Origin of the sequence: Plantibacter sp. CFBP 8798 (genome assembly GCF_014841195.1) — a bacterium.
In the GTDB taxonomy this organism is placed as follows: domain Bacteria; phylum Actinomycetota; class Actinomycetes; order Actinomycetales; family Microbacteriaceae; genus Plantibacter; species Plantibacter auratus.
Map to the genome: position 1 here is coordinate 397,206 of NZ_JACYTS010000003.1, position 12,594 is coordinate 409,799.

The following is a 12,594-nucleotide window of genomic DNA, read 5'->3' on the forward strand; positions in this document are numbered from 1 at the left end:
ATGCGGCGCCGCGCGACGCCGGGTTTCGATCGGTCCCGGAGACCCTCCGACGCATCATCGGTGGCGGGGCTCCAGTGCAATTGGTTCCATCCGTGCCATGTCATCGATGACGGTTGAGAGATAACCCGCACTGGCCGGGGGTTTACACCCGAATGGGGTGCGTAGTTTCTACTGAGAACGCTCTCTTAGGGCTGCGGGAGCACTCAGGGATTACGGATAATGGGGCATCCGACGGAGTATTCGCAGCGTCCCTAGTGATGCGGATCCCGTCGTCCTGACGGAGCTTGAGGGGGCTGCGATATGGAAGAACCGGTTGCGACGGCAGTGGAGCGAAAGCCACATCCGAGGTCGGCCGAGCAGGTCATCCCATGAACCCGGGTGCGCATCGGTTCAGTGGCGGCGCGCGGTCCGCCGCGTCGCCCACCCGTCGCTCCGGCGAGTTCCGCCAATCCGCCACCCGCGCTCCCGCCCAACCGAGCGGTCGAGCGGCCGCGATCGCCCGGATGACGGCGCTCATCGCGAACCGGACCAGCACGCTCCTCGTCGGACCACACGGCTACGGCAAGACCTTCACCGCGGACGCGATCGGACGTCGGATGCACGAGGACGGACGCCCGGTCATCCACGTGTCGGGTGCGTCACGGGACGCCTCGCACACGCTGAGCGACTGGCGCACGGTACCGAGCGGTGCCGTCTTCATCGTCGACGACGGGGCGAACCTCCACCCGGCGAGCCTCGCCGACATCATCGAACTCTCGCGGTCGCGTGAGCAGGTCGCCCTGGTGACGCTGGAACAGGAGCTCGCCGGACTGCAGGGGCGCGGCGACGAGTCCGCCGATCGGCTCCTCGCCGTCTGGCGGACCGGGTCGCTCACACGGATCGACCTCCCGGCGCTCGACGGGTTCGAAGCCTCGGCGATGGTGGACGAAGCCGCCGACGACGCGGTCCTCGACGACATGGCCAAGGCCGTCATCGTGCGGTTGAGCAACGGCTCGCCACGGCTCGTGCATGAGCTCACGAAGGACGCGCTCGAGACGGGTGGGGAGTTCTACCTGCCGCGCAGCATCCTCTCGCTCGGGGTCGCGGGGGTCTCACCGCGAGTGCACGACCTCACGGAACCCCAGCTCTCCCGGCTCGAGGACGAGGGCCGGTACGCCTTGGTCATGTTGGCGAAGCTCGGCCCGGTCCCCTACTCGCGCGCGATCCGCCTGCTCGGCGAGCACCAGTTGCACGCGCTCCTCCGGCTCGGACTCGCGCGGCACGACGGCTCAGGCCAGGACCGCATCGTCGCCGACGAACTGCACGCGTGGTCGGCACTCGCGGAGTGGCGCCACAGCGGACGACTGCACCGCCACGACCGCGTCCAGCGGACGCTCATCTCGGACCTGCGTGGCGGTGCCCGTCTCACGCCGAACGAGTCCTTCATCCTCGGCCGGTACTGGCTGACGGCTCCGCACACCGAGCTGGACGAGGGGTTCGAGTCCCTCACGATGGCCCGCACCTTCCTCGAGGCGGCGCACGTCGCGAACGTCTCCGGCCTCGCCGAGGACGGTCGTCTGCTCGCCGAACGCGCGTACACCTGGCGCCCGTCCGTGGCAGCGGCGCTCCAGTGGTCACGGTCGCTCGCCATGCTGGGCGACGGTGACGGGGCTCAGCGGGTCCTCGAGGTCGATCCCGCGGCCGATTCCGACGAGGACATGCAGGCGGAGGTCGTGAGTTGGCGGGCGACCCTCGATCGCTGGTCCGAACGCACCTGCGCGCAGGAGCTGACGGAGCAGGAGGAGCACAGCCGCCTGCTGTCCCAGCGCATCCTGATGGTCGAGACCTGGCGCGACCAGGATCGGCAGGAGCCGACCGAAGGCGATGCCGTCTTCTGGAAGGTCCTGCGCGACACCGACGCCGCGCAGTCCTCGCGACTCTATGCCGCCGCTGCGCTCGTGACCAGGCTCGGCCTCAGGCTGCCACCGTCCGAGCTGCGGGAGCTGCTCCAGCTGGGTGACGCCGTCTACCGGTCGGTGCCCTACAGCGCAGCGCGGCCGTTGTCGCACGCCCTGCGCGACGCGAGCGCCATGTACGTCCTGTCGGCCGGCACCATCCGCCTGCTCACCGGACTCTCCTGGGCCGGCTTCGCGCGCTACATCGACGAGTTCGTCGCTCGTGCCGAGCGCGGGACCGGGCGCCTGGCGACGACGGACCAGTGCATCGTCGGGATCCTCGGAGCCCAGTTGGCGTTCTTCGACGGCCGCCCGGACCGAACCGTGGCCGACCTCCGGGTCGTCGAACGGCTCCTCGACTCGACCGTTCCGCCCGAGGTGCACACGCAGACCGCGCTCCTCCTCGTCGGTGCTCTCGCTCAGACCGGCGAGCTCGAGGAGGCGACGGAACGGCGAGCTGCCGAGGACGAACGCCTCATCGCCGCCTCCACGGTCCTCTCCTATCTGGCCGACATCGCCGACTTCGGTCTGCTGATGGCAGGCGGTCGCGTCATGGACGCCCGGGATCACCTGCGTCGGCTCGCGCAGGACATCCGGAAGCCGCTGACCCAGCGGATCTACTCCGCGAGCCTGGCCGCCGCGGCCGGCGCCGACCTGTCCGAGACCCTGTCCTGGGTCGTGGACGCTCGATCGCAGGAGCTCACGCCCCTGCAGGCGTCGCTCATGCTGCTCCTCGAGGCCGGCGCCGCCGGCGACGCGAGCCGCGCCGAGGAGGCCGCCTGTTCGCTCGAGGAGGTCGGAGCGCGGCACCGGGCGATCGGTGCCCATCTGCTCGCAGAACGGCTCCACGAGACCCAGGGGCGACTGCAGCACGCCCGCCGTTGCGCGGAGCGGGCCGCCGAACTCGTGGGTCCCACGCCAGGCGCCGCTGCGGATGCGGAGGCCCGATGGTCCTCGGTCGTGTCTCCGTCGCCCGTGTTCGCCACCTACCGGGCGGAGACGACCGATGAGACGGTGCCGGTCGAGCGCACCGTCCCCGTGGAGCCGCCCTCGACACACGCTCCGCTGGCCTACCTCTCCCGCGGGCAGACGGACACCGGCCAGGAGACCGCCGGGGCCGACTTGAGCGCGCTCACCCGGCGGGAGCTGGAGGTCGCCCTGCTCATCGCGCAAGGACTGAGCAACCAGGAGATCGCGACGCGGCTCTTCCTCAGTGTCCGCACCGTCGAGTCGCACGTGCTCCAAGCGCGGACGAAGCTGGGCGCGGGGAGACGGCGCGACCTCGGCCGCCTCGTCGCGCAGTCCTCGCAGCGTCAGGCCTGACCCCCCCTGAGCGGGCGACGCAGCGCGGTTCAGCAGTTTTCTCGGTAGCGTCCGGCGATCCCAGTACCCCACTACTGGTTACAACCGTCAGCCTGCTGCCTATCGTCCTGAGGGTGTCGTGAGACGCGCGGAGGTCGTCTCCGCACGCCCGACACCTGTGGTGACGCGAGCCGTCACCGGCGGACTCCAGGGGGCTTCCATGACCATCGACACCAGCACCGAGGCCTCAGCGGCCACCGGCACCGACGCGCCCGTCCGCGGCCAGCGCAGCAAGCGGGCGAAGGCGATCCTCGCCGGCGGCCTGGTGCTCGGCGTCGGTGCGGCCATCACGCTCGCTGCCTGGAACGACTCCGAGTTCGCGACCGGGATCTTCGCCGGTGGTGGGTTCGGCATCGAGGGCAGCACGGACGGCACCGCGTTCACCGAGCACCCGACCGAGGCTGCGGCCGCCCCGCTCACCTTCGCGGTGGAGGCGGACAACCTGGCGCCCGAGGAGCCTGTTTACGCCGGCTTCGCCGTCCAGCTGACCGCCGCGTCGACGTACGCCGGCACGGTCGACATCACCGCCACGAGCGGAGCCGCCATCGCCTCCTCGCTCAGCTACTCCGTCGTGGAGACCACCACCTTCGGCTGCGACGCCGCGAGCTTCGCCGCCGGCGACCCGCTCGTGACGGATGCCGCCACGACGTCGAGCACGGCCGCGGACATCTTCACGCTCGGTGCCGTCACCACGCCGGTGTTCCTCTGCTTCGAGGTCACTCCGGCGGCGAGCCTCCCGCAGTCGTCGCCGAGCGGCACCGTCGTCTGGGAGTTCGCGGCCGAGTCCACCACCCCGCTGCCGTAACCCGCGGCGGGACGGCGATCATGGGACGGCACACCCCGGCGGCAGGCAGACACCACCGCACCGACGAACGACGGAGCACGTCGCGTTACACGAAGGCCAGGGCGGCCCTCGCGGCAGCGCTCGTGTTGGGCGTCGGGACTTCGCTCACCCTCGCGGCCTGGAGCGACGACGAGTTCGGGACGGCGACCTTCGCGGCGAGCACCTTCGCCGTGGAGTCGCAGACCTCGTCGTCGACCTGGGCGGCGCACGAGGCGGCGAACCCGGCCACGCTGGTGTTCAACGCCACCGCCATGTCGCCAGGGCTCTCCCAGTTCGCCTACATCGACATCCGCACGACCGCTGCGACGAACATCGGCGGGACGGCGGCGCTGTCTGCAGTCTCGGCGGCGACGGGCACCCTCCTGCCGCAGCTCGAGTACCGTGTCGTCACGACGGCGGCGGGCACGGCGTGCAACGCCGCCGCGTTCACCTCGGCGACCGTCCCCGCGTACACCGCGTCGCTCTCGACGGGCACGGCTCCACCGACCGCGACCGGCGCGCTCACCGCGGCGGGCAACTCCACCGTGCGCTTCTGCTTCGACGTGCGGGTGAAGACCGGCACCGCCTCCAGCTTCCAGGGCGGGACGGCGTCGGCGACGTGGCAGATCACCAGCACCTCCAGTTCCTGATCGGAGCACCGTGACCCGACCCTCCACGGAAGCGATCGACGCCACCGAGCGGCAGCACCCCCGCCGCTCGGTGGCGTCGATCGTCGGCAGCACCCTGCTGAACCTCGCCGCCGTCGGCGGGGTGGTCTGCATCGTGCTCGTCATCCTCGCGACCTGCTTCAACATCACCCTCATCATGTTCAAGACCGGTTCCATGAGCCCGACGATCCCCACCGGCTCACTCGCGCTCGTCCGCGAGATCCCCGCGTCCGACATCACGGTCGGCGATGTTGTGACGGTGGATCGCGCTGGTCAGTTGCCGGTCACCCACCGCGTCACCTCGGTGACCGCCGGTGTCGACACCGCAGGACCACAGCGGACGATCACCATGCAGGGCGATGCGAACCTGTCGGAAGACCCCGAGCCGTACACCGTCTCGACGGTCCGCATCGTGCTCGCCTCGGTGCCCGGGCTCGCGTACCTCGTCGTGTGGCTGTCCAACCCGTGGGTGCTGGCCGGGCTGACGCTCAGCTGTTCGGCCCTCGTCATGTGGGCGTTCTGGCCGCGCTCCGACCGCAAGCGCCCGCCAGGTGGCTCGGGAGGGACCGGCGGAGACGGTCGTGCTGCTTCCCGACACCGATCCTCCACGGCCGGCACCGAAGGCGACCGACCACGACCGGCCCGCCACGCCGCGCTCCGCTGCTCACCGGTCGCCCTCCTCCTCGGAGCCGGCCTCGCGATCGGCGGCGCCGCTCCCGCGCACGCCGAGCCGATGGTCGACGTCATCGCCGGGGAGGCGGTCGTCCTCACCTCGATCGGCGACCCGTCGGCCATGCGGTCCCTCACCCCCGGTCGGTCGACGCCTTGGGAGGTGGGCATCAGCACCAAGCCCGAAGCCACACCGGGCTCCATCGACGTGTCCATGGTCGGCTCCGGCTCGTCGGAGCTCGGGCTCGTCATGGTGGTCGACGCCTGCTCCGTCCGCTGGACCGCGGCCGGCTGCGTCGGCACCGTCACCCACCTGTTCGACGAGATGGCGGTGCCCGTCGACGGCGTGGAGCGTGCGGTCCTCTCGATGCGCAGCTCGGAGGCGTGGTGGCTGAAGTTCGACGTCCGGATGCCGTCCGGTGCAGCCGTGGTGGACGCCTCGGTCGCCCTCACGGTCACGGCCGAGGGCATCGGCGACGACGTATCGGTCTCGCCCGGCCCGATCACCACGCTCCCTCGCACCGGCGCGAGCATCGAGTTCGCCGTGTGGGCGGCTGCGGGCGCGATCCTGATCGGTCTCGTCGGCGCGTGGTTCGGCGCGCTGCGTCAGCACTCGCGCTCCGCGAGGAGCACGACGATCCTGCGGGCCGATGATGCGACAGCGGGGTGAGGACGGCGGCCGTGTCCTCCCGTGGCACCGCCGGACCGCCGCGACGGTCATCGCCGTCGCGATGGGACTCCTCCTCGCGCACCCCGCACCGGCGCCGGTCGACGCGGCATGGGCCGATCCCGAATTCGGGACGGGCAGCTTCACCGCGGCCACCGTGCCGACGCCGACGTTCTCGAGTTGCACCTTCAATCCGAACGCCGTCGGACTGCTCTCCTCCTACACCGTCGTCTACACGATCCCCGCCGGGTACACGATCAACTACGCCTACTCGGCGAACGCATCCTTCACCCCCAACTCGGTCATCACACCGACCTCGACGAGTGGCACCACGACGGTCACCTCGACATTCAGCCTCGGACTGCTCGGAGGTCTCCTCGGCTCCAACGTCTACATCGGAGCCCGACTCACCATGCCGTCCACGAGCTGGTCCTCGCCGTACCGGGTCGTGAGCGGCACCTCGAACGCGCTCGGAACGAACGGCACCTGCGCGGTCGTCCCGTAGCGAGCGCGCCGCGTCACCCGGCCGAGGACTCCCGCACGACGAGTTCGAAGCCCGCGCGCACCCGCCGCCCCGGCCCGACGTGCCCGGCCACGCGTTCGACCAGCATCGCGACGGCCTCGCGGGCGATGGCCTCCTTGTCGGGCGCGACCGTCGTCAGTGACCGCATCGCGTACCGACCATCCTCGATGTCGTCGAAGCCGACCACCGCCAGGTCGCGAGGGATGTCGACACCGCGATCCCACGCGGCACGCATCGCGCCGAGCGCCATGAGGTCGTTGAAGCAGAACACGCCGTCGGGAGGATCGCCGGCGTCGAGCATGCGCCCCATGACCGCCGCTCCGCTCGCGCGATCGTATTCCCCTTCGGCCATATACCGGTTCGGGTCGAGTCCGGCCTCGTGCATCGCCCTCGTGAACCCGTCCACGCGCTGCTTCGCGGTGCCCGTGGAATGGGCCTGCCGACCGATGGCGCCGATGCGCGTGCATCCACGTTCGATCAGGTGCCTGGTCGCCAGGTAGGCCGCTTCGGTCCCGTCGATGGCGACGTGGTCGGCACTTGCGCCGTAGTCGCGCTCGCCGAGCAGGACGATCGGCTGGGTCGCGGCGGCTGCTTCGACGTCGGCGGCCGTGAGGTTGAGTGCGTTGAGCAGCACGCCGTCGAAGGTCGAGGACACCGCTCCCCCGGTGAGCACGGCGCGCTCGCGTTCCGGGTCGCCGTTCGTCTGGTCGACGACGAGGGTGAGCGAGCGCTTCGTGAGTTCGGGGATGAGGCAGCGGGCCAGGTCGGAGAAGTACGGAACGTCGAGCTCGGGGACGACCAGGGCGATGAGTCCGCTGCGGTTGTTCCGGAGACCTCTCGCGTGCGGATTGGGCCGATAGCCGAGCTCGTCGATGACCGCCTGCACGCGCTTGCGGGTCTCGGCACCGACCCGTCCCGGCAGGTTCACGACGTCCGACACCGTGCGCTGGGAGACGCCGGCCGCCTGCGCGACATCCCGTGCGGTCACTGCCATCCGTGCCTCCCCGTCGGTCGCGCGCGCTCCACCGTGCGTCGGTACTGACGCAAGCGTACCGACTCCACGACCGCCGGATACCAACGGAAACCGATTTCCAAATCCGTCTTGTGCTACGTAGCACAAGCGGTTAGCGTGTCTCCCTGTCAGCACGGTCGCAGCGAGTCGAAGGAGATGCGCAGCATGTTCGAGAGCCCACCACCCATCACCCGAGCCGCCACATGAGCGCGCTCAACGAGCTGCGCGCGCTGCGGACGCCGAAGGGGGCGATCAAGCATCGCGACGCCTCCGAGTTCCGGGACAACCGCGCGGCGCTCCTCTTCCTCGGCCCCTGGATCATCGGCTTCCTCGTCATCACGCTCGGGCCGGTCGTCGTCTCGCTCTACCTGTCGTTCACCGACTACAACCTCCTCCAGAACCCGAACTTCACCGGGCTGGAGAATGCGCAGCGGATGGTCGAGGACCCCCGCCTGCACCAGTCCCTCGGGGTGACGATCACCTACGTCCTGGTCTCGGTGCCGTTGCAGCTCATGGTCGCCCTGGCGATCGCGGTCCTCCTGGACCGCGGCCTGCGCGGACTCTCGTTCTACCGGTCGGTGCTGTACCTGCCGTCACTGCTCGGCGGCAGCGTCGCGATCGCCGTCCTCTGGCGCCTCGTCTTCGGTTCGAGCGGCCTCGTCAACGCCCTGCTCGCCGTCTTCGGTATCCAGGGCCCCGGTTGGATCTCGGAGCCCGACACCGCGCTGTCGACGCTGATCATCCTGCACGTGTGGACGTTCGGTGCTCCGATGGTGATCTTCCTCGCCGGGCTCCGCCAGATCCCGCGGCAGTACTACGAGGCTGCGTCGACGGACGGTGCCGGCCGGTGGACGCAGTTCCGGTCGATCACGCTGCCGCTGCTCAGCCCGATCATCTTCTTCAACCTCGTGCTCGGCATCATCGGCGCGTTCCAGTCGTTCACGCAGGCCTACGTGGTGTCGAACGGATCGGGCGGGCCGTCCGACTCGACGCTGTTCATCACGCTCTACCTGTACCAGAAGGGCTTCGGCAGCTTCCAGATGGGGTACGCGTCGGCGATCGCGTGGCTCCTGCTCATCATCATCGCCGCCGCCACGGCCATCAACTTCTGGGCCTCGAAGTATTGGGTGTTCTACGATGACTGACCTCAAGACCCGCCCCTCGTCCGAGGACCGCCTCTCGCCCGATGCGGCAGCCCGTCGCGAGCGGGGCGACGCACAACGCGCCAAGCTCCTGCGCCGTCAGCGGATCTCGAGCATCGGCAAGCACGCGCTGCTGATCCTGCTCGGGCTGCTGATGCTGTACCCCGTGCTGTGGATGGTGGTGTCGTCGCTCCGCCCGAACGGCTACATCTTCGACAACCCGGGCCTCGTGCTCGACACCTTCGAGGCGTCGAACTACACGAACGGCTGGAACGCTCTGGCACAGCCGTTCGGCAGCTACCTGGCGAACTCGGCGATCGTGGTCGTCGGCTCGATCATCGGCAACCTGCTCACCTGCTCGCTCGCCGCGTACGGCTTCGCCCGGCTGCGGTTCCGGTTCAAGCGCTTCGCCTTCGCGGCGATGCTGCTCACGATGATGTTGCCGATCCACGTGCTGATCATCCCGCAGTACGTCATCTTCGCCCAGCTCGACTGGATCAACACCTACCTGCCGCTCATCGTTCCGAAGTTCCTCGCGACGGACGCGTTCTTCATCTTCCTCATGGTGCAGTTCATCCGCGGCATCCCCCGGGAGCTCGACGAAGCGGCGCGCATCGACGGAGCCGGCCACCTGCGGATCTTCGTGCAGATCATGCTCCCGCTCATGACCCCGGCTCTCGCGACGACGGCGATCTTCACCTTCATCTGGACGTGGAACGACTTCTTCGGCCAGCTGATCTTCGTGACCGACCCCGACAAGTACACCTCGTCGGTCGCCTTGCGATCGTTCGTCGACACCCAGTCGCAATCGGACTACGGCGCCCTCTTCGCCATGAGCGTCGTCACCCTGCTGCCGGTGTTCCTCGCCTTCCTGTTCGGTCAGCGCTTCCTCCTGCGAGGCATCGCGACCACCGGAGGCAAGTAGCCCCCGAGCTGCACTTGGTCCCCGAGCCTGTCGAAGGGCCCATCCCCAATCCGTTCCATCCCTCTCGAAGGAGAACCATGCGACGCCACCCACGGTCCCGCTCCCGCATCCTCGGCTTCACGGCCGCCACCGCCGTCTCCGCGCTCGCCCTCACCGGCTGCGCCGTGGGCGGCGGGAACGGCGGCGCGTCCCTCAGCGACGAGGACGTCACCATCTCGTTCGCGTGGTGGGGAGCGGGTGCGCGCGACGAGCGCACTCGGGCCGCGATCGACCTGTTCGAGGAGCAGTACCCGAACATCACCGTGAAGCCGCAATCCACCGAGTGGGGTGGGTATTGGGACAAGCTCGCCACGACCGCCGCCGGCGGCAACGCACCCGACGTGATGCAGTTCGACCAGACGCACCTCTCCTCCTACGCGCAGCGCGGAGCGCTCGCCGACGTCGACGAGTACGCCGACGTCCTCGACACTTCGGAGTTCCCGGAGCCGCTCCTCGATCAGGGCAGGGTCGACGGCAAGCTGCACGGCGTCCCGGCCGGCGTGGGGTCGACGGGCGTCCTGGTGAACACGAGCGTCCTCGCGCAGTACGGCGTCGACCTCCCCGATCCGACGACATGGACGTGGGACGACCTCACGGCGACGGCACTCGCCGTGACGGAGGCATCCGGTGGCGCGGTGCACGGCATCACCCCCTTCGGCGGGGACATGCCGACGCTCACCCTGTGGGCCAGGCAGCACGGCAACGACGTCTACGACACCGAGGGCGAGCTCATCCTGGAGGAGTCGGTCCTCACCGACTACTGGGACTACGCGCTCGCGCAGATCGACAGCGGTGCCGCACCGACGGCATCGCAACTGGCTGAGCAGGCCGGTTCTGCGCTCGACCTGTCCGACATCGCGACGGGGAAGACCGCGTTCACCTTCGCACCGTCGGCCCTCGTCACCGCCTACCAGGCCGCCGCGCCCGACAGCGCCTTCGACCTCGTCCCCATCCCGGCGGATGCGGACGCGACCGACGGCTACATGTACGTCCGCCCGTCCATGTACTGGACGGTCTCGTCGCAGTCCGAGCACCCTGCCGAGGCGGCGCTGCTCATCGACTTCCTGACCTCGGAGCCGGCGGTCGCCAAGCTGTTCGGCACGGAGCGCGGCATGCCGGCCACACCCACCTTCCAGGAGGCGGTCGCGCCGGACCTCACGCCCGGCGATCAGATCGTCGCCGATGCGATCGAGTCCGCGACCGCACTGTCGGGCGACGCACCCGGCATCACGCCGGTCGGTGCCGAGGACGCGGAGTCCATGCTCGCCCGGTACAACCAAGACGTCCAGTTCGGCAGGAAGACCACGGCCGAGGCCGCGAAGGCCTATATCGACGAACTCCGTACGGCGATCAGCGCCGCGAGCTGAGCCCCTCCCAACCGATCCACCCATGCAAAGGAGCATCATGCAACGCCAACCACGATCCCGGTCCCGTCTCCTCGGCTTCGCAGCCGCAACCGCCATCTCGGCGCTCGCCCTCAGCGGCTGCGCCGTCGGCGGTGGGAACGGCGACGCGGCCCTCAGCGACGAGGACGTCACCATCACCTTCAACTGGTGGGGTGCCACGGCCCGCGACGAGCGCACCCGCGCGGCCATCGACCTCTTCGAGAAGAAGTACCCGAACATCACCGTGAAGGGTCAGTCCACCGAGTGGGGCGGCTACTGGGACAAGCTCGCCACCACGGTCGCCGGCGGGGACGCCCCCGACGTCATGCAGTTCGACCAGCTCTACCTCGCCTCGTACGCCCAGCGCGGTGCCCTCGCCGACCTCGGTGCTCTCGACGAGTTCCTCGACACCTCCGACCTCAGCGCCGAGGTGCTCGACCAGGGCAAGGTGAAGGACGAGCTCTACGGCGTGCCGATCGGCGTCGGCACCGTCGGCCTCATGGTCAACCGGTCCATCTTCGAGCAGTACGGGATCCAGCTGCCCGACGCGACGACCTGGACCTGGGACGAGCTCAACGAGGTCGCCCTGCAGGTGACCGAGGCCTCGGGCGGGGCCGTCCACGGCATGTCCCCGTTCGGCGGCGACATGCCGACCCTCACCCTGTGGGCCCGGCAGCACGGCAACGACATCTACGACAAGGACGGCAAGGTCATCCTGAAGCCCGAGGTCGTGGAGAGCTACTGGCAGTACGCGCTCGACCAGATCGAGAGCGGCGCGGCCCCGAGCGCCTCGCAGCTGGCCGAGGGCAACGGTGTGGCGATCGACCTCATGGACATGAGCACGGGCAAGGTCGCGATGACCTTCCAGCCGTCGTCGGTGCTCACCGCCTTCCAGGCCGCTGCGCCCGACCACCAGCTCGACCTGCTGCCGTTCCCGGCGGCGAAGGACTCGTCCGAGGGATTCCAGTACCTGAAGCCGTCGATGTACTGGTCGGTCTCGTCGAAGTCCGAGCACCCTGCTGAGGCGGCGTTGCTGGTGGACTTCCTCACGACGGACACCGAGGTCGCGAAGCTGTTCGGCACCGAGCGCGGCATGCCCGCGAACCCGGACTTCCAGGAGGCGATCGACCCCGACCTGACGCCGACGGACCGCATCGTGGCCGGCGTGGTCGACGCCGCGCGCGAGGAGTCCGGCACCCCGCCGGCGATCACGCCCGTCGGTGGCGGCGACAGCGAGAAGATCCTCGGCCGCTACAACCAGGACGTCCAGTTCGGCAAGACGACGCCCAAGGAGGCCGCTGAAGCCTTCGTCGCCGAGCTGACGAAGGCCGTCGACGACGCCCGGTAGCAACTCCCCCGCCCTTCGACAGGCTCAGCCCCCTCGATCCCTGAGCTCGCTCCCGGTCCCTGAGCCTGTCGAAGGGCCTAACCGCCCTCGGTCTCTG

General features: G+C 69.5%; 10 protein-coding genes. 9 read left to right on the forward strand and 1 reads right to left on the reverse strand.

Annotation, left to right across the window (positions count from 1 at the left end; translation table 11 throughout):
- The first annotated feature begins 368 nt into the window (after window positions 1-368).
- The 5 genes from IFU30_RS20740 (at window position 369) to IFU30_RS14485 (ending at window position 6,628) form a co-directional block, all read left to right on the forward strand.
- Window positions 369-3,257: a helix-turn-helix transcriptional regulator gene (locus IFU30_RS20740; protein WP_192005648.1), complete on the forward strand. Its 2,889-nt coding sequence runs from the start codon at window positions 369-371 to the stop codon at window positions 3,255-3,257.
- 199 nt (window positions 3,258-3,456) lie between these two features.
- Window positions 3,457-4,101, forward strand: coding sequence for a SipW-dependent-type signal peptide-containing protein (locus IFU30_RS14470; protein ID WP_137243736.1), 645 nt, complete (start codon window positions 3,457-3,459; stop codon window positions 4,099-4,101).
- Between the two features lie 20 nt (window positions 4,102-4,121).
- Entirely contained in the window at window positions 4,122-4,769 is a 648-nt protein-coding gene (locus tag IFU30_RS14475; RefSeq protein ID WP_192005650.1) for a SipW-dependent-type signal peptide-containing protein, read from the forward strand.
- Window positions 4,770-4,779: 10 nt separating this feature from the next.
- Window positions 4,780-6,126 carry a signal peptidase I gene (locus IFU30_RS14480; RefSeq protein ID WP_342450872.1) on the forward strand — a complete coding sequence of 449 codons (1,347 nt, stop codon included), beginning with the start codon at window positions 4,780-4,782 and terminating at the stop codon, window positions 6,124-6,126.
- Window positions 6,107-6,628 carry a hypothetical protein gene (locus IFU30_RS14485; RefSeq protein ID WP_192005652.1) on the forward strand — a complete coding sequence of 174 codons (522 nt, stop codon included), beginning with the start codon at window positions 6,107-6,109 and terminating at the stop codon, window positions 6,626-6,628. Before IFU30_RS14480 ends, IFU30_RS14485 begins: the two co-directional genes overlap by 20 nt.
- 13 nt (window positions 6,629-6,641) lie before the next feature.
- On the opposite strand, the gene IFU30_RS14490 is transcribed toward IFU30_RS14485, so the two are convergent.
- On the reverse strand, window positions 6,642-7,640 hold the full coding sequence (locus IFU30_RS14490) for a LacI family DNA-binding transcriptional regulator (protein ID WP_192005654.1): 999 nt from the start codon (window positions 7,638-7,640) through the stop codon (window positions 6,642-6,644).
- Between the two features lie 221 nt (window positions 7,641-7,861).
- On the opposite strand from IFU30_RS14490, the gene IFU30_RS14495 reads away from it, so the two are divergent.
- The 4 genes from IFU30_RS14495 to IFU30_RS14510 all read left to right on the forward strand — a co-directional run bounded on the left by IFU30_RS14495 (window position 7,862) and on the right by IFU30_RS14510 (window position 12,497).
- Window positions 7,862-8,803, forward strand: a complete 942-nt coding sequence (locus IFU30_RS14495) for a carbohydrate ABC transporter permease (protein ID WP_192005656.1) — start codon at window positions 7,862-7,864, stop codon at window positions 8,801-8,803.
- Window positions 8,804-8,954: 151 nt separating this feature from the next.
- Entirely contained in the window at window positions 8,955-9,725 is a 771-nt protein-coding gene (locus IFU30_RS14500) for a carbohydrate ABC transporter permease (RefSeq protein WP_228498690.1), read from the forward strand.
- Window positions 9,726-9,802: 77 nt separating this feature from the next.
- Window positions 9,803-11,131, forward strand: a complete 1,329-nt coding sequence (locus IFU30_RS14505; protein WP_192005659.1) for an ABC transporter substrate-binding protein — start codon at window positions 9,803-9,805, stop codon at window positions 11,129-11,131.
- Between the two features lie 37 nt (window positions 11,132-11,168).
- Window positions 11,169-12,497: an ABC transporter substrate-binding protein gene (locus IFU30_RS14510; RefSeq protein WP_192005661.1), complete on the forward strand. Its 1,329-nt coding sequence runs from the start codon at window positions 11,169-11,171 to the stop codon at window positions 12,495-12,497.
- Window positions 12,498-12,594 lie beyond the last annotated feature (97 nt).